The organism is Clostridium sp. D5, assembly GCF_000190355.1.
In the GTDB taxonomy this organism is placed as follows: Bacteria; Bacillota; Clostridia; order Lachnospirales; family Lachnospiraceae; genus Faecalicatena; species Faecalicatena fissicatena_A.
On the sequence record NZ_GL870811.1, the window covers coordinates 76266 to 94843 of the forward strand.

The 18578-nt window shown below is 45.8% G+C and carries 16 protein-coding genes; 11 read left to right on the plus strand and 5 right to left on the minus strand.

Annotation, left to right across the window (positions count from 1 at the left end):
• Positions 1 to 167 precede the first annotated feature (167 nt).
• The gene (locus HMPREF0240_RS08705; RefSeq protein WP_009003068.1) at positions 168 to 1268 is read right to left on the minus strand and encodes a glycerol dehydrogenase; all 1101 of its coding nucleotides are present in this window, start codon (positions 1266 to 1268) and stop codon (positions 168 to 170) included.
• 213 nt (positions 1269 to 1481) lie between these two features.
• Complete coding sequence (locus HMPREF0240_RS08710) at positions 1482 to 1970, minus strand: acetyltransferase (RefSeq protein ID WP_009003069.1); 489 nt, start codon at positions 1968 to 1970, stop codon at positions 1482 to 1484.
• Positions 1971 to 2347: 377 nt separating this feature from the next.
• Between HMPREF0240_RS08710 and HMPREF0240_RS08715 the strand changes: the two genes are divergently transcribed.
• From HMPREF0240_RS08715 to HMPREF0240_RS08730, 4 genes are all read left to right on the plus strand, one after another.
• Positions 2348 to 3745 carry a peptidoglycan binding domain-containing protein gene (locus HMPREF0240_RS08715; protein ID WP_009003070.1) on the plus strand — a complete coding sequence of 466 codons (1398 nt, stop codon included), beginning with the start codon at positions 2348 to 2350 and terminating at the stop codon, positions 3743 to 3745.
• 162 nt (positions 3746 to 3907) lie between these two features.
• The gene (pflB, locus tag HMPREF0240_RS08720) at positions 3908 to 6160 is read left to right on the plus strand and encodes a formate C-acetyltransferase (protein WP_009003071.1); all 2253 of its coding nucleotides are present in this window, start codon (positions 3908 to 3910) and stop codon (positions 6158 to 6160) included.
• A gap of 103 nt (positions 6161 to 6263) precedes the next feature.
• Complete coding sequence (gene pflA, locus HMPREF0240_RS08725) at positions 6264 to 7037, plus strand: pyruvate formate-lyase-activating protein (protein ID WP_009003072.1); 774 nt, start codon at positions 6264 to 6266, stop codon at positions 7035 to 7037.
• 357 nt (positions 7038 to 7394) lie between these two features.
• Positions 7395 to 7658 carry a CD3324 family protein gene (locus HMPREF0240_RS08730; RefSeq protein WP_198137778.1) on the plus strand — a complete coding sequence of 88 codons (264 nt, stop codon included), beginning with the start codon at positions 7395 to 7397 and terminating at the stop codon, positions 7656 to 7658.
• Between the two features lie 238 nt (positions 7659 to 7896).
• On the opposite strand, the gene HMPREF0240_RS08735 is transcribed toward HMPREF0240_RS08730, so the two are convergent.
• From HMPREF0240_RS08735 to HMPREF0240_RS08745, 3 genes are read right to left on the minus strand one after another with little or no spacing between them, the layout of a single operon-like run.
• The gene (locus tag HMPREF0240_RS08735) at positions 7897 to 8613 is read right to left on the minus strand and encodes an alpha/beta fold hydrolase (RefSeq protein ID WP_009003074.1); all 717 of its coding nucleotides are present in this window, start codon (positions 8611 to 8613) and stop codon (positions 7897 to 7899) included.
• Between the two features lie 30 nt (positions 8614 to 8643).
• On the minus strand, positions 8644 to 8814 hold the full coding sequence (locus tag HMPREF0240_RS08740) for a DUF6440 family protein (RefSeq protein WP_035312800.1): 171 nt from the start codon (positions 8812 to 8814) through the stop codon (positions 8644 to 8646).
• A 52-nt stretch (positions 8815 to 8866) separates the two neighbouring features.
• A complete protein-coding gene (locus HMPREF0240_RS08745; RefSeq protein WP_009003075.1) occupies positions 8867 to 9832 on the minus strand; it encodes a response regulator transcription factor in 966 nt (321 codons plus the stop codon).
• A 571-nt stretch (positions 9833 to 10403) separates the two neighbouring features.
• Between HMPREF0240_RS08745 and HMPREF0240_RS08750 the strand changes: the two genes are divergently transcribed.
• The 7 genes from HMPREF0240_RS08750 (at position 10404) to HMPREF0240_RS08780 (ending at position 18437) form a co-directional block, all read left to right on the plus strand.
• On the plus strand, positions 10404 to 11030 hold the full coding sequence (locus tag HMPREF0240_RS08750; RefSeq protein ID WP_009003076.1) for a CatB-related O-acetyltransferase: 627 nt from the start codon (positions 10404 to 10406) through the stop codon (positions 11028 to 11030).
• A gap of 196 nt (positions 11031 to 11226) precedes the next feature.
• On the plus strand, positions 11227 to 12687 hold the full coding sequence (locus tag HMPREF0240_RS08755; protein ID WP_009003077.1) for an FAD-dependent oxidoreductase: 1461 nt from the start codon (positions 11227 to 11229) through the stop codon (positions 12685 to 12687).
• Positions 12688 to 13788, plus strand: a complete 1101-nt coding sequence (locus HMPREF0240_RS23400; protein WP_009003078.1) for a hypothetical protein — start codon at positions 12688 to 12690, stop codon at positions 13786 to 13788.
• A gap of 122 nt (positions 13789 to 13910) precedes the next feature.
• Positions 13911 to 14576: a response regulator transcription factor gene (locus HMPREF0240_RS08765; protein ID WP_035312802.1), complete on the plus strand. Its 666-nt coding sequence runs from the start codon at positions 13911 to 13913 to the stop codon at positions 14574 to 14576.
• Positions 14573 to 15598, plus strand: a complete 1026-nt coding sequence (locus tag HMPREF0240_RS08770) for a HAMP domain-containing sensor histidine kinase (RefSeq protein WP_009003080.1) — start codon at positions 14573 to 14575, stop codon at positions 15596 to 15598. The genes HMPREF0240_RS08765 and HMPREF0240_RS08770 overlap by 4 nt, the downstream gene beginning before the upstream one ends.
• Positions 15599 to 15767: 169 nt before the next feature.
• Complete coding sequence (locus HMPREF0240_RS08775) at positions 15768 to 16520, plus strand: ABC transporter ATP-binding protein (protein WP_009003081.1); 753 nt, start codon at positions 15768 to 15770, stop codon at positions 16518 to 16520.
• The gene (locus tag HMPREF0240_RS08780) at positions 16521 to 18437 is read left to right on the plus strand and encodes an ABC transporter permease (RefSeq protein ID WP_009003082.1); all 1917 of its coding nucleotides are present in this window, start codon (positions 16521 to 16523) and stop codon (positions 18435 to 18437) included.
• The last annotated feature ends 141 nt before the right edge of the window (positions 18438 to 18578 follow it).

Sequence of the window (18578 nt, forward strand, 5' to 3'; positions counted from 1 at the left end):
GCAGCCAGAGAGCGCCTGCCCTGAGAGGTGAACCTGCCCCAGTGCGGGAAACAGGGGATGCCCTTTTCCTGAGTACATTACTTATAGAAAACGGCTAAATGGAGATCCAATCGGATATCCATTTAACCGTTTTTTAATTATATTTTATGCTTTCAAACAGGGGAGCTCTAATCTTCTCCTAAAAAGTAACGTCCGTATGCGTCTGCCGCTTTGATTGCTGCACATACACTTTCCGGAGTGACTTCAAAAGGCATGTTATGTAAAGTGTCTGTCTCTGCGCATGCTGCCGCTGCAACTGCCATGAGCTTTTCATCGGTTACTTCTTTGAGCCCAAGTTCTTTTAATGTTACAGGAAGTCCCAGTTCGATGCAGAAATCAATGATTTCCTGCAGCTCTTCTGCCGGAATATTTTCGAGTACAAGCTGAGTGATTGTTCCGAATGCTACTTTTTCACCGTGGTACATGTGGTGGCAGTCTTCCAGTACTGTCAGGCCGTTGTGGATCGCATGTGCTCCGGCAAGTCCGCCGCTCTCAAAGCCGATTCCGCTCAGCAGGGTGTTGGCCTCAATTACTTTTTCTACGGCTGTGGTGCATGCTCCGGCTTCCAGGGCAAGTTTAGCTTTTACACCTTCCTCCATCAAAGTGTCAAAACATAATCTGGCCAGAGCCATTGCTGCGGAAGTTACTTTGCCGCCTGCGCAGGTGGATGCTCCCTTTGCCTGTACGGCTCTTGCCTCAAAATATGTAGCGAGAGCATCTCCCATACCGGATACTGTTAAACGCACCGGAGATTTGGAGATGATATCTGTATCCATCAATACCATGTTCGGATTGGCCGGAAGGAATAAGTACTCCTCAAATACGCCTTCGTCTGTGTAGATAACAGAAAGCGCGCTGCATGGAGCATCTGTGGATGCGATGGTGGGGCAGACGAGAACCGGTGTATGTCCATAATATGCAACTGCTTTAGCCGTATCCAGAATCTTGCCGCCGCCGATCCCGATTACAAGATCACAATGTTCCTTTTTCAGTATCTCTGTCAGGCGGTTGATCTCATTTTTGCTGCATTCACCGTTAAAATAATCGTATATGATTTCAAAATCCTGACCTGCAAAGCTGCTGTCAATAATATTCCCGATACGTTTGTAGCCGGATGCTGTAATAAGAACCAATGCTTTTTTCCCATATACCTTTGCGTAGCTGCAGAGCTTTGCCATTTCTTTAGAACCCTGTACGTATTTACCTGGGCTGATTAAAATATTAGCCATTTGTATACCTCCTGTTATAACCAAGTGTGTTATTTTTTTGACAATCATATTATGCACTGATTCTTTTATAATGTCAATCCAATGCAAAAAAAAATCTCTAATATAAACACCTTCCGAATGGAATGTACACGCAGTGAGGCGGGCAGATACCATGCTGTGCATTCCATTCGGTAGGCGTGGATTTTGTGAGCTGCCCTGTCTGCAGGCGGCTGATTACTGTAATTTTTTTTGATAGGCCAGGCGCTCGCTTCCATCCTCCAGAAAGATGACCCCGCAGTATTTAAACCCGTTTTTATCCAGCATATGCTGCATAACTACATTGTCTCTGTGCGTGTCTATGCGAAGATTCGAGCACTGTTCAAGCGCCCAGTTCAGACAGAAAGATGCGGCTCCGCGAATGGTGCCATCAGAAGTGATCCTGTGTACAACTCCATAGGGGGATTCATCCAGCCATTGGCCGTTGTATATTTTGGTATAGGTATCATCACGCCCCATTCTGTAATAGAAGGCGGCAATGATTTTGCCGTGTTCTTCACAGACGTAACTGTTTCCATTATCAATATCCTGTGCCAGCAGCGCTTTTGGGGGATAGGTGTTGCCCCATTGGGTGGGATTTCCGTGGCTTGTCATAAACATTCTTGCATTCTCATACATATTCAGCAGTATATCCAGGTCTGCCAGTTTCGTTTTTCTTATTTCCATAATTGTTATTACCTTTCAATAGCGATAAAATCTATAAAATTTAAATTGCATACTATGTAAAATATCTGCAATTTTAGTGACGGTATTGATGCGCTTGGAATAAATTACACACATATTTTATTTTAAAACGTTTCGAATAATTTAGCAATTAGAAAAAATACTGAAAATTTGCATCCTTTTGCCTTGAAAATCCGTCTATTTAATGTAATGATATTATCATATAACCAAGGGCACCCCGTAATCCATGCCTTTTAGGTGGGGCTGCGGCTAAGCGGCAGAATAGTGTATACCAGGGGGAATCCCGTAACACATGCCTTTTGGGCGGATCTGCAGCTTGACTGCAGAATAAAATATTACTTAAGAGGAGGGCACATAAGATGAGCGGCAAAAAGAAGGCGTTGCTTGCAGTGGGGATAGCAGCTGGCATTATAATTTGTATTTACGGTGGTATATCTATTTATTTCATGAGTCATTTCTTCCATAACACCAGGATCAATGGTGTAGATTTTTCCATGAAAACGGCAGATGAGGCCGAACGGTATTTTGCGGGGCAGATTGACGGGTATGCGTTGAAGGTCACTCCAAAAGAGGGTGACAGCGAGGAGATCAGCGGGGCATCCATATCCATGAAGTATAAGAAGAGCAAAGAGCTGGAAAAAGCACTGAAGAAGCAGGGGGCGTTTCTCTGGCCGTCTATGTTCTGGAAAGATCACACGGTAAAGCTGGATCTGGGCTTCGATTACGATCATAAACAGCTGGAGGAAAAGATTCAGGAGCTGAAATGTTTCCAGAATGAAGAAAAGATCGATCCGGAAAGTGCAAAGCCGGAGTTTAACGGGGATAAATTTGTCGTAAAGCCGGAAGTGCTGGGAACAAAAGTGGATCAGGATCCGCTGAAGGAAAAACTGATTCAGGCAGTGCAGGGGCTGGAGACCGAGTTCAGCCTGGAGAAGGAAGAATGTTATCTGAAGCCAAAGTATACTGCGGACTCAAAAGAGGTTGCTGCGGCGTGCGACACTCTGAATAAGTACTGTGGGGCAAGTATTACCTACGACATGGCTCCGCAGAAAGAAGTGGTGGACAAGCAGCTGATTTCCACGTGGCTGTCCTGGGATGAGAACATGAACGTTACCTTCCATGAGGATAAAGTCAGGGAATATATGAATGGATTTGCTGCAAAATACGAGACACTTTACGGGACGCGCCCGCTGACCACCCCATGGGGGAAAGCAACAGAGGTGAGCGGTGGTACTTACGGCTGGGCAATTGATGAGGCATCTGAGGCAGAAGCTCTGATTGCAGGGATCAAGGCCGGAGAACAGACGACGAAAGAACCGGTTTATGAACAGCGCGGGGCAACACATGAGGCCCAGGACTGGGGGAAGACATTTATTGAGGTGGATTTGAGTGCACAATATATGTGGTACATTGTGGACGGCAATGTCGCCTTCGAGACAGCCGTGGTAACCGGGAAGCCTTATGAGCACTCCACGCCGGCGGGAGTATATGATATCCTATGGATGACAAAAGGCACCACCCTTGTGGGAAATATTGTGCCGGAGACTGGTGAGCCGGAATACCGGACATGGGTGGATTACTGGATGCAGGTGACTTACGGCGGCGTTGGATTTCATGACGCCACATGGCAGCCCGCATTCGGCGGCGATCTGTACTGGAGCATCGGTTCTCACGGATGTATTAATATGCCGCTGGACGGCGCTGCAACATTATTCAGCATGATATCAAGCGGCACACCGGTGGTAATGCACTACTGATGCACATGAGCACTAGAAAAAACACTAGATATTGTATAAAATTAGATACAAGGCCTCAAATGAAAAGTATTCTCATTTATCCTCTTGTCTTTTATTTAACACGATGTTATACTAGGCGGGAACTAAAAGATAACCTGGTATATCAAAGGAGGATTTTATAATATGGTACAGTATGAACAGTGGGAAGGATTCAGGGGAAGACTTTGGAAGGACGATATCAATGTCCGGGATTTTATTCAGAATAACTATACTCCTTATGACGGAGATGAGAGCTTTCTGGAAGATCCTACAGAAGCCACAGATAAACTTTGGGGAAAATTGCAGGAACTGCAGAAAGAAGAACGCGCAAAGGGCGGCGTCCTGGATATGGAGACGGAGATTGTTTCCAGCCTGACGGCTTACGGCCCGGGATACATTGACGAAGAAATGAAAGACCTGGAGGCGGTAGTAGGCCTTCAGACAGATAAGCCTCTTAAGAGGGCATTCATGCCGTACGGCGGTATCAAGATGGCAGAACAGGCATGTACGACTTATGGATATCAGCCGAGCGAAAAGCTGCATGAGATTTTTACTAAGTATCATAAAACTCATAATCAGGGGATTTTTGATATCTATACCCCTGAGATGAAAAAGGCTCGTCACAATAAGATTATAACAGGGCTTCCGGATACATACGGAAGGGGCCGTATTGTCGGTGATTACCGCCGTGTGGCTCTTTATGGGATTGACCGCCTGATAGAACAGAAAATGGTGGATTATAATGAAACCGAAAGACACGGCATGAAGGGAACAGATTTCCGCCTCAGGGAAGAAGTTGCAGATCAGTTAAAAGCACTCAAAGAGATGAAAGAAATGGCTGCTGTCTATGGATTTGACATTTCCAGGCCGGCGAAAGATGCAAAGGAAGCGGCGCAGTGGCTGTACTTTGGTTATCTTGCGGCGATTAAGACACAGAACGGCGCCGCTATGAGTGTTGGAAGAATTTCTACGTTCCTGGATATTTATATTCAGAGAGATATGGAGAAGGGAGTTCTGACAGAGGCTAAGGCACAGGAACTGATTGACCACATGGTTATGAAGTTCAGAATGGTGAAGTTTGCCAGAGTTCCTTCTTACAATGAACTGTTTTCCGGTGATCCGGTATGGGCAACGCTGGAAGTTGCAGGTCTGGGACAGGACGGGCGCTCTATGGTGACAAAGAACGACTATCGTTTCCTGCATACACTGGAGAACATGGGACCGTCACCGGAGCCGAACCTGACGGTATTGTATTCCTCCCGTCTGCCGGAGGCTTTTAAGAATTATGTATCCCATATCTCTATTACCACGAGTTCCATCCAGTATGAGAACGATGACGTGATGCGTCCGGTATGGGGAGACGACTATTCTATCTGCTGCTGTGTATCTGCAACGCAGACAGGCAAGGAGATCCAGTTCTTCGGCGCCCGGGCCAATCTTGCAAAATGCCTGCTGTACGCAATCAACGGCGGTGTGGATGTAAAGACGAGAGAACAGGTGGCGCCTGCATACAAGCCGGTCACCACAGACTATCTGGATTACGACGATGTAATGGACAAATATGACAAGATGATGGACTGGCTGTCCAAACTGTATGTGGATACCCTGAATATGATCCATTATATGCATGATAAGTACTATTATGAGGCGGCAGAGATGGCTCTTATTGATACCGATGTAAGAAGAACATTTGCAACAGGTATCGCAGGTTTTTCACATGTAGTAGACTCTTTAAGTGCTGTAAAATATGCCAAAGTCAAAGTGATCCGCGATGAGACGGGAATGGCTGTTGATTATGAGACAGAGGGCGATTTCCCGAGATACGGAAACGATGACGACCGCGCGGACGACATTGCAATCTGGCTGCTTAAGACGTTCATGGGCAAACTGAAGAAATGCCATACATACAGAAATTCGGAGCCTACAACATCGATCCTTACCATCACGTCCAATGTGGTATACGGAAAAGCGACTGGCTCCATGCCGGACGGCAGAAAAGCAGGGGAACCGCTTGCGCCAGGAGCAAATCCTTCTTATGGTGCAGAGAAAAATGGACTGCTGGCATCCCTGAACTCTGTTGCAAAGCTTCCTTATGAGGAGGCACTGGACGGAATCTCCAACACCCAGACGATTAATCCGGGAGCGCTGGGAAATGACGATGCAGAGAGAATTGAGAATCTGACCCGTGTGCTGGACGGATATTTTGAGCAGGGGGCACACCATCTGAATGTCAATGTATTTGGAAAAGAAAAGCTGATCGATGCCATGGAGCATCCGGAAAAAGAAGAGTATGCCAACTTTACAATCCGTGTATCAGGATACGCGGTTAAGTTTATTGACCTGACACGCGAACAGCAGATGGACGTAATCTCCAGAACATGCCACGCAGATATGTAATCGGAAACTTACCGGCCCGCATACAAAAGGTTTTATAACCGGCGGGCCGATAAATATAGAAAGAAAAAATAATTTGGAAAGTTTCATTTTAGAGGTGATTAAGATGACAGAGCAGAACAATCTGAAAGGATATATCCATTCTCTTGAAAGCTTTGGTTCTGTAGACGGACCCGGCGTAAGATATATTATTTTCATGAGCGGATGCGCCATGCGCTGCCAGTTCTGCCATAATCCGGATACCTGGAATATGCAGTCGGGGACACAGTATACGGCTGACGAGCTGCTGAAACAGGCTGTGAAATACCGTTCTTACTGGGGGAGTAAGGGCGGTATTACCGTAAGCGGGGGAGAGCCGCTTCTTCAGATTGATTTTCTGACGGAATTGTTTCAAAAAGCAAAAGCAGAGGGAATCCATACGACACTGGACACAAGCGGGAACCCATTTACCAGGGAAGAACCATTTTTCAGTAAGTTTCAAGAGCTGATGAAGTATACAGATCTGGTTCTGCTGGATATCAAGCACATGGATGAGAAGGAGCATGAGGTTCTGACAGGATGCACGAACCGGAATATTCTGGATCTGGCGGTCTGTCTGTCAGATATGGGGAAACCTGTCTGGATCAGGCATGTCCTTGTGCCGGGAAGAAGCGATAACGATGAGTATCTGCGAAAGCTGGATACGTTTATCGGGACGCTGAAGAATGTGGAGAAGGTGGAAGTGCTGCCCTATCATACGCTGGGGGTATTCAAGTGGAAAGAACTGGGGATAACATATCCGCTGGAGGGGGTGGAGCCGCCTTCACAGGAGCGCATAAAGAATGCGGAAGAGCTTTTGCATGTGCATGGGGGAGGCCGACAGCCGGAAGCTTCTGAATGAGGCCAGGGAAACGCCGGCCGGCGGCTTTCTGCATGAATCACAGTGACGCCAGCCGGGAACTCCTACGAAAAAGGAGTGGCAGATTATTGGTGAATCGGCAGGTTTTAACTTTTGGTAAAGGGCTTCGATATGTAAAAATCCGGATAGTTGATTTGTAAATACTGTGATGGTATACTGACAGCATAATGTTATGTTTTGGTGGTGATGAATGTGTGTTTGAATAAGAATCGGAAAAACGATGCAGGGCTCTGTGCAAAGCCGGATTTATGAGCGACATTTGCATGGAGTAGTTTTTAAGTCGCTGGATTAATAATGATGGCTTTGCTGCTTGACTATAAAATCAAGGAGGAAGCCTGTATGAAATATATGAATGCAAATACAATTCTTCCGGATGCTTTGGTCGAGGAGCTGCAGAAGTATGTGCAGGCAGGCTATATCTATATACCTGCAAAAGACGAACAGCATAAGAATTGGGGAGAGTTGTCCGGATATCGGAAGGAACTTGCAGAACGCAATGAGGTGATTGCCAGGGAATACCGCCAGGGTACTTCAATAGAAGAACTGGCCGCGCGCTTTTCGCTTTCCGTATACGCCATAAGAAAGATTATATATCAGAAGTGATATAGCATCACATGAAATCAATAAAACCGCAGCCAGCAGATCATAATCGTACGATTATGAATTACAGCTGCGGTTTTTGTATTTAGTTTTAAGCGATATGAGTTTGATAACCATTCATTAAACTGAGTAAACAGCTATCCATTTTCACTGCAGTAAACGGTCATATCATCTACTGTTGGTACGTTTTGTTTGTTGAGCACTCTTTCTATCTGCCTCCGTATTTGACGGCTTCTCTGAGTTATTTAACAGGAGGTATACCCGGACCAAGAAACTGATTCTCCCACTTTTTCATAACTTCGAGCTGTTCAGGTGTATGGAACCAGTGCTCACCATGTTCCATAACGGTAAGCCCGGCGTTGAATTTTTTGACAAATGTATCTACGGTTTCACGCCGTACCATGTTATCTTTACCTGCATATAATATCGTTGTCGGTGCCTTCCACATCAGAATCGGGTGCTGCCTGGTATAAGTCAGATAATCCCATGAAAGGGTCTGCCCAAAATCTGTTGGAATTTCCCGTTCTTTTTGCAGCTGTTCTTCGGTTACCGCAGCCCACATCATCATATCTGTAATTAATTGTTCCATGTCTAAAACAGGGGAGACGAAGAGGCATTTCTCAAAATCATATTCAGCAAATGCAAGCATGCTGAACCATGCTCCGATACTGTTTGCGCGCAATGCGATGTGGCCCCACCCCTTTTTCAGGTATTCTCCGATATCGGTCAGTTCCGGAATCACATTCCAGGGCAGCAGTGCCTTATCATCTGTCCGCTCGCCGTGGTTTGGCAAGTCAATCCCAAGGACCTGGTATCCGCGTTGTACTGCGGTTTCCGCGAAACTGACGGCTTCTTCTTTATTGCCTCCCTGTCCATGGACAAAAAGAATAATTTTATCCGATGGTTTACCGAGCAATATCACCGGAATTTGATCTATCAAAAATTTTTCCTGTTCCATATTTGTTCTCCTGTTATAGATCCATATCGATTATTTCGTTACTACGGGTTTTCCGTCCGCATCGAGCAGAGGTGTAAATCCGGCTGCATTTCCATCCCTGTGGAATAAATAATTAACACCTGTTAAAGTATCTATCCATATTTCAACGACTGAAAGTGTGCCCTGTGAATAAATTTTCTGAAATCTGCTGTCATTTGACATCATCAAATCCTCCTTTATTTTATAATAGCATTGATAATACTGCTCGTTTTACTTACTTCCTCACTGGTCTGATATACTTCCAGAACCGCTCCGGATTAAAATAAAAGTAGATTAATCTGCCGGGTGTTGTGTCATAGCAATACCCGGTGCCTGTAAAATCAAAGGATGACATTGCCTTTTCAACCATTTCCTCTACACTGCGGTTTTCCTGTTCATAGTCAAATGGCCCGTGTTCAAAAACAAGATACTCTGCCTCGGGAACATCAACCATAAGCATCTGCGGCGGCACTTCTCCCTTGTAATCAGCAGGGAGGCGTGCGCCGTAACACTCTGTACGCGGAATTCCCCAATCGCAGAGTCTGCCGTCCGGGTCATTCATGTAAGCCATGAGCTGGCCGCTGCTGCTGTTAGTTTCGCTTCCGCCATCGTCATCCAGCTTGCCCTTGATACTATCGAGTAAGCCGCAGATTGTTTCGCAGTCCTGTCCCGGGATGTGGCTTTGCTTTTCCCAAAAATCCCAATACCCATTACTTTCATAGTTTTTAATGTGCAAAAACTTGTGTGCCGGAATGGTTACAAAATAAATTTTAACGTCTTCTGTAGATTTCATCATACCAATCTCTCCAAATCCTAAAAAGTAGCGGTCGAAGGGGTTTATTTTAGTACGAAGAACGACTGGCCTGGGCCTTTTTCGGTATTCACTTGGGGTTACACCATATGTTTTCTTAAAAGCCCTGGTAAAAGCTTCATGCGATGAAAAACCATAATCAAAAGCAATATCCAGAAAACTTTTATCACTGTCACGCACCTCTTTTAGTGCAAAGGCTAATTTTCTATGCCGCAGATAATCCCGAAACTGCATGCCTGATATTTCCTTGAACTTTCTCGTTGTATAAAATTCGGAATAACCCAGTCTGCGTGAAAGAAAACGCAGTGTCAATGCTTCATCATTATAATTCTTAATACATCTGTCAATTTCATCTACGATGATTTGAATCTGTTTCTGCCACTCGTACATTCGTCCGTTCACCTCACTTCAATCACCCTGTATTTATTATAGAAGAACTGAGAGACCACTGCTTGATTCTACTTGCTGTATTTTATGTTCTTTTTTTTAGCTCCGCTGCTTCACGGCTCCTCCTTCCCGGGCAGCCGTGCTTTGTGTTATGTTTATCAGTATAAGCATTTAACATCCGAAAATCAAGGCACGGATATATGATTTATAAAATGTGATGTTTTAGCAAGAAATGTGAAAATGATTCGTCGAAAATGCAGTACAATACTCTCAGGAGGTCAGAATGAAAACAAATAATATTGATATGATTCGCGAGGGAATTAATTACATTGAGAACTGTAATGCGTGTCCTTTGGTGATACTACATTCCGCAGCTTTGTTATAGATCCACATGCAGGGCATGAATTAGGGGGCGTCCTTTGTTTATACTAAATACTGCGGTATTATTTGGTATATTGAGATGATTATTTTCTGAAGGTATGATAATAATAAGCAGACGTTGGAGATACTGATATGAAGAAAGAGCGCCTGCAAAAAGAGAGAGAACGATTTATCCAGGACAGGAGGAGTTCAAATGGCAGCATCAGAAAAAATACATCCCAGGACAGGGGATAAGCAGACCATCTATCTGAAAAATGTAATTACCAGTCCCAATATTGAGGTGGGAGACTATACGATGTATAACGATTTTGTCAACGACCCCGCGGCGTTCGAAAAAAACAATGTATTATATCATTATCCGATCAACGGAGATCATTTAAACATCGGAAAGTTTTGTTCCATTGCCTGTGGGGCAAAGTTTCTTTTTAACAGTGCGAATCATAAAATGGATTCTCTGTCAACTTATCCTTTCCCCCTTTTTTTCGAAGAATGGGGACTCGACGGGAAAGACGTGGCAGATTCCTGGGACAATAAGGGCAATATTACAGTCGGCAATGATGTCTGGATCGGATATGAGGCTGTTATACTTGCAGGAGTTACCGTCGGTGATGGTGCGATTATAGGTGCCAGGGCCGTAGTGACAAAAGATGTTCCGCCATACGCAATTGTGGGCGGAGTTCCGGCAAAGCTGATTAAAAAAAGATTTTCAGAGGAAACAATTGCTTCCCTGCTGGAAATACAATGGTGGAACTGGTCCAAAGAAAAGATTGCGGAAAATATAGCCGCAATCAAATCCGGAAGTCTTGAACATTTAAAATAGTCATGAAATCTGGGGTGGAGGACACAGGACGGGGGCAGTGGATCAATTCGCATAAACATACATTTACTGTCCCCCGCCTCTCAATTCCCGCCCACAGCCCACTTCGCGCCCTTCCCTCCCACAAATCTACCATTTTCTGTATAATCCAGGTGCATCCGACGCATCCTATTGAGAAGAATGTATTGAGGTGAATGGTATGGTTGAAAAGTCAATTTGGGATATTTCTGCAGCATCAGCTAAAAGACCCCCGCTGCAGGGGGATATCGAGACGGATACGGTGATTATCGGCGGCGGGATGGCCGGGATTCTGACGGCTCATTTTCTGGAGCAGGCGGGGATGAAATGTGTTGTTTTGGAAGCGGATCGGATTGGGAGCGGACAGACAAGGAATACGACAGCTAAGGTGACTTCCCAGCATGGGATGATTTATGACAGGCTGCTGCAGAGTGAAGGCGCAGAAAAGGCGGGGCTGTATGCTGCGGCTAATCAGGAGGCGGTTGAGCGTTACCGGATACTGGCCAAAAAGTATCAGGGGGATATCGGGTGGAGTCAGTGTCCAGCCTATTTGTATACCACAGAGGATACAGGGGCGATCCGGCGGGAACATGAGGCTGTGAAACGGCTGGGACTTCCCATGCAGCTGACCGAGAAGACAGAGCTTCCTTTTCAGGTAAAGCTGGCGTTGAAAATGGAAGGGCAGGGACAGTTTCATCCTCTTCGGTTTTTGTACATGCTTGCGGAGGAACTGACCATATTTGAGCATACAAAAGTAACACATGTGGAGGGGAATGCGGCTGTTACAGCGCAGGGAACAGTACGTGCCCAAAAAGTTGTATTTGCCTGTCATTATCCTTTTCTGAACAGCCCGGGATATTATTTTATGCGTATGCACCAGGAGAGAAGCTATGTGCTCGCTGTAAAGAAAGCCGCCTCGCTGGATGGGATGTATTATGGCATTGATGAAGACGGATTATCCTTTCGGAGCGCCGGGGAATATCTGCTGCTCGGGGGCGGGGGACACCGAACCGGGAAAAATACAACCGGGACCTCTTATGAATACCTGAGCAGCAGGGCGGAAGCTTACTGGCCGGGATGCAAAGAAATGGCGCGCTGGTCGGCGCAGGATTGCATGACGCTGGATGGGATTCCCTATATTGGCCAGTACAGCAAAAGCAGTCCTGACTGGTATGTAGCTACAGGGTTTGGAAAATGGGGGATGACCAGCTCCATGGTTTCGGCTATGATTCTCTCTGACCTGATCTGCGGACGGCAGAGCCAGTACGCGGAGGTGTTTACACCAAGGCGGTTCCATCTGCAGTCTTCTGTGGGGACGCTGATCAAAGAAGGCGGATATGCAGTTTCAGGCCTTATCAGGCAGGCCGCGTCAATACCGAAAGAAAAGTTGGAAGATCTGCGTCCGGGTCATGGCGGGATCGTGGAGCATGATGGAAATAAATTCGGAGTATACAGGGAAGAAACCGGGAAAATCTATGCGATTTCCACTCGGTGTCCGCATCTGGGATGCCAGCTTGCATGGAATCCGGACGAAAAAAGCTGGGACTGCCCGTGCCACGGGTCACGGTTTGATTACCGGGGAAAACGGCTGGACGGGCCGGCACAGAATGATCTGGAATGTCATATCAGGAGGGAGAACTAGATGAAGGAAAAGTATTTTCACGGGGTGGGAAAAAAGGGCCCTTATTTTGAGGGCTGGTATCTGAAACACCAGAATCAGGGGAAAACCATTGCATTTATTCCGGCAGTGCATGCGGACAAGAACGGAAACTGGACGGCGTCTATCCAGGTGGTTCTGGATCATGGGGCATGGAATTTTACGTATCCAATCGAGATGTGCCTGATTCATGATAATGAATTTCAGGTTAATATCGGTGATAATTTATTTTCAGAAAAAGGGATTTCCGTCAGTATACACACGGACGAACTATCAGTAGAGGGAAAGATAGCCTATTCAGGTTTTCATAAGATCAGAGGAGATATCATGGGACCTTTCCGTTTTTTCCCGTTTATGCAGTGCAGCCACGGTGTGTTAAGTATGGCGCATAATCTGAAAGGTTCTCTGACTGTGAACGGAAAACAGATGGATTTTACCGGCGGCAGAGGTTATATCGAGACTGACAGGGGAGAATCATTTCCGGAGACGTACCTGTGGACCCAGTGCGGGTTTGGAGAAGTAAAGGATACGGACAGGAAGAAGCGCGGCAGTGCAGGGAAAAGACCACGTAATTATCAAAAAGCAAAGTTCGGGGCCGGAAAAAGACTGAATAAATTTGGAAACATGAAAAAGGCCAGAAAAAAACGGTACGGACTGGAAACAACGCATTGTGAGGTCGGAAAAAAACATAACGACTTCAGAAGGAGAGAAAATGCTGACCGTAAGAATGAGATGAACAGTATTATGGCGTCTGTTGCAGACATTCCGTTTCTGGGAATGCATTTCAGGGGCTGTATCTGTGCGGTTCATTACCAGGGGCGGGAATACCGTATGGGAACTTATTTTGGCGCGCGGATTACAGAATACCGTGAGGGGGCAGTGACACTGAAGCAGGGAAAACTGCTTTTGAAAGTCGCGAAGCTCGGGGAAAAGTCTCACGGGCTCAGGGCTCCTTATGAGGGGAGTATGGACCGGATTATAAAAGAAAGTCCGGCCTGCAGTATGGAATATCAGTTGTGGAAGGGAAAGAAGCAGATCTTCCATCTGATATCGGAGCAGGCATCCTACGAACAGGAATTTTCATAAAGTAATAGACTGGGCATTTCTAACATTTTTGTAATATAAGCCGGTTCTTCGAAAAAAATATGATACAATATCACCAGACGGCAGACTTCTGCTGTCTGATGTTGTATTCAGGAGTGGTGAAAATGAAAATTATGATTGTAGAAGACGATATGACATTGGCGAAGGAGCTGGTGCTGCTGTGCAGACGGTGGGGATTTGACGCGGTTTATACGGAACAGTTCGGTGATATTACAAATGAATATATCAGATGTCAGCCGGATCTGATTCTAATGGACATTAATCTGCCCTGTTACGACGGGTTCTATTGGTGTGAAAAGATACGCCAGATCTCCAATGTGCCGCTTCTGTATCTTTCCAGCAGAGACCAGAATGCGGACAAGGTAATGGCAATGGCAGCGGGAGGGGACGATTATGTGGAAAAGCCGTTCGATCCGGAGCTGCTTCTGCTGAAAATCCGTGCTATGCTGCGGCGGGCCTATGAATATACCACCAGTGAGCGTACATATCTCAATGGCGGTATGTATTACGAAAACGGGCAGTTTGCATGCGGCGGGCACACCGTGGATCTTACAAAATCTGAGAGCAAGATTATGGCTGCGCTCCTCGCCAGAAGAGGAAATGTGGTCAGCAGGGAAAAACTCATGCAGCAGCTGTGGAACACGGATGAATTCGTGACAGATGCTTCGCTGAGCGTTCTTATTTCACGCCTCCGCTCGAAACTGAATGATGTTACGGGCGGAAGCGATATTATTGTAACGAAAAAGGGCATGGGGTATTATATAGAATGAAAAATTATCTGAAAGAGAAGCTTGGGGGTATTCTGACCTGTGTGATGGTCCTGGCTGTTATAAATCTGTACTTTGGGGTGCTGTGTGCAGATAGTGTATACTTTGCGGATCTTCTGTATCTGGATGGAATCCTTCTGGCCGCAGGGCTGTTTTACCTTGCACTTGGATACAGAAAATGGAAACAGATAACCCGCATTCTGGATGATGAGATACATAAGAACAGAGAAGAAGCCAGTCGTTTGCTCGGCAGCAGGGTTACAGATGTGCTGTGCAGGATGGAGAAGGAAAATGCCGAGGATATCAGCATATTGCTGGAGGAGCGGGACGGACTGACAGATTATATTACAAGATGGGCACACGAAGTCAAGCTGCCGCTTTCTGCGCTGGGCCTGATGAATGAGAGAAATCCGGACGGGGAACTGCAGGGCGAGATGCAGGGATGCCTGGAGCGGATACAGCAGCTTCTGAACACCATGATGATGAGCAGCAAGCTGAAAAATATGGAAAATGATGTGCGCTATGAGAAGGTTTATCTGGAGGAAGCGGTGAATGAGGCCCTGAAGAATCAGTCTTATTTTCTGATCCGGGAACATTTCCAGATTGAAAAGATACTGGAGGGTGCCACGGTGTATAGCGACAGGCGGTGGCTTGTCTATATGTTGGATCAGCTCATTGGAAATGCGGTAAAATACAGGGCGCAGCAGCCGTCGCTTACCTTTGAAGCAAAATGTATTTCAGCGGATGAAGTGAAGCTTACAGTGAAAGACAACGGGATCGGAATCGCAGAAGGCGAGATTCCTTATATTTTTGACAGAGGTTATATTGGAAGCAACCTGAGAAGCGGGGATTATCGTTCTACCGGGATGGGGCTTTATTTCGTGAAGGAGACGGCCGGGCATCTTGGTATCCGGCTGGAGGCATATTCCAGGCAGGGGGAGGGCACACGGTTTGAACTTCGGTTTTTTAACAACACGGCATATTTTAATATGGACATTGATGCAAAGAGGCAGGCAGAAGAATAAACATTGCGGAGGGATTCTGGCTAAATCTCAATGTGTCAGTACACTAGTATTGCAATGATACGGCAATCTTGCAGAAATGTTAGATATAAGAGGGGACTGTTATCCGAATGAAAGGATTTCCGACCCTCTTTTTGTTACAATTTTAGTGATAAAAGGAGGTATTCGTAATATGAAGAAAATAATGGAAATCAGAAATCTTGTAAAAAGTTTTGGAAGAAGGGAATATGAATCCCAGGTTCTGAAAGGGATTAACCTGGATATTCAGGAGCAGGACTTTGTGGCCATCATGGGGCCAAGCGGTGCCGGGAAGTCAACGCTTTTAAATATGCTCTCCACACTGGACAAACCGACCAGGGGGCAGATCTTTTTGGACGGGGAGGACGTGACAAAGGCGGACAATAAGCGTCTGTCAGTGATACGCAGGGATAAAATCGGTTTCATTTTCCAGGAGTATAATCTGCTTGACAATATGACTCTGGAAGACAATATTGCTCTTCCGTTGTCCCTGAACGGGGTAAAGAGCCGTGAGGTGCAGAAACGGGTCCAGAACATGGCAAAGCTTTTCCAGCTGGAGGAACATCTTTCCAAATACCCATATCAGCTGTCGGGAGGACAGAAGCAGAGAGGTGCGAGTGCCCGGGCATTGATCACAGAACCGAAGATTATCTTTGCTGATGAGCCGACCGGAGCGCTTGACTCCAGGTCCAGCCGGGATCTGCTTATGAGTCTGAAAGCGGCAAATGACTCCGGGCGCGCTACGATTCTGATGGTGACACATGATGCCTATACGGCAAGTTACGCAAAGCAGGTCTACATGCTCTCCGACGGCCAGGTACAGTGCAGGCTGAACAGTATGGGGGACAGAAAAGTCTTTTACGAAGAGATTATGGAACTGCTTGCGTCCATGGGAGGTGAGCGGTAGATGAGTTTGTGCAGACTGGCATTTTCCAACTTTAAAAGAAGCGTGCGGGAATATGCGGCATTGATTATATCCCTCGCATTTTCCGTTTTTATATTTTTTAACTTTCAGAATATTCTTTATTCTGACTCGATGGATGTTCTGAACAGCATGAAAAAAGACTACATTGACATGGTCGTACATGCGGCATCCGTAGTTTTTGGGGTATTCTTATTCTTCTTTATCTGGTATGCCACAAATGTATTTCTGAATCAGCGGAAAAAAGAGATCGGGATCTATACATTTATGGGGCTGGATAACGTGCGTATTGGGAAAATGTATGCGCTGGAGGCGTTATTTATCGGCATATTCTCTCTGCTGGCAGGACTGCTGACAGGGGCTGTATTTTCAAAATTATTTCAAATGCTGCTGATGAAACTTTCGGAAATCAGCGTAGATATCCGTTTTTCTTTTTCTGTAAAACCTATACTGATCACATCGGCTGTATTTTTTGTTATATTCGGTCTGATGATACTGAAAGGTTATGTGTCAATTACAAGAAGCAGCGTGCTGAACATGCTTTCTGGCGCAAAACAGGAAGAAATGAAACCGGAAAAGGGAGGGCTGGCCGCCTTGAAATCTGTGGCAGGTGTGGCTGTTCTGGCAGCAGGTTATGTATGTGCAATAAAAACAGGTGATCTGGATACCCTGGGGTATACACTGATGGCAGTCATACTGGTAATTGTAGGGGTATACCTGCTGTTTGGCGGTGCAATTCCGTTTTTTATCAGAAGGTTGACCAGGAACAAGCATTTCCTGTATCATAAGCAGCGGAGTCTCTGGGTGAATAATCTGGCATTCAGGATCCGGAGAAATTACCGCACATATGCCATGGTAACGATTCTGATGATTTGTTCCGTGACGGTACTGGGGACAGCCATTGCCATGAAACAGCGCTACGATAAGATGGTGCACTTTCAAGATACTTTCACATATCAGGTAGTTAGTTCACATGAGATGGATATGGAAGAGATCGAAGCGGGAATATCTCAGAATAATAAGGTGGAATACAAGGCGGAGGCGTCCTATCTGATTCTGGACCCCAGTATGTTCCATACCAAATATACAAACTTTACGTACGGTATCATACCTTTTTCCCAGGTAAAAAATATTGCTGAACAGGCAGGCCTTCCTTTCGAATACACCGAATTGAAAAAGGATGAAGCGATCAAGCTTTCGCACATTATACTGATGAGTCTTGCAGGGCAGGATGCAAAGGATGTACAGATCGGGGATTCCACTTACCGTGTTATCGCAGAAGAGGATACAGCGTTCCTGGGTACCATGCAGGAACAGATGGATATTTATGTACTTAATGACGAGGTATATAAAGAACTGGAACCCATGGGTACACTTCTGCACATGTATAACTATAAGATTGAGGATACTTCCAATGCTGACGCATCCCGGCCTTATCTGAAGAGTCTCGCTGAAACAGATGAAAACGGACAGATGCAGGTAGGGGTCAACTTTTCCGGCTCTGAGAACAACACAGAGGCCTGGATCCGCGTCATGTACTCTCTTTGCGTGTTCATGTTTGTAACACTGATCCTTGCAGGAGGCAGCATTATCTTCATCAAACTGAATAATGATGCCTACGAAGACGGCGAGAGGTACCGGGTTCTGCGCAAACTTGGGATCGGCGAGGACACACTGTACAAGTCTATGAAAAACGAGATTCGTTTCACTTATTATTGTCCTTTCGTACTCATGGCAGTGTCCTCCTGGTTTGCGATCCGGGCGCTGGGAAATGTAATGAAAGAAGATTTGCTCCGCGTGAATCTGTATAGCGCAGCGTCCATACTGGTTGTATTCACACTGATCTATCTGGTGTCGGTACGGGTGTTCAGGAGAAAGGTCCTGGATAAGCAGGAAAAATAATAAGGAAAAGGTATATCCTTCATTACTCTTTAAACAAAGAAAAGCATCAGGGCGTGTTTGACAATTCTTGTATATAGCCAATTGGGAGAAGTAGTTACGGTTCAGACCATGCTGTGCATGTACTGTACAGCATCGGAGCCA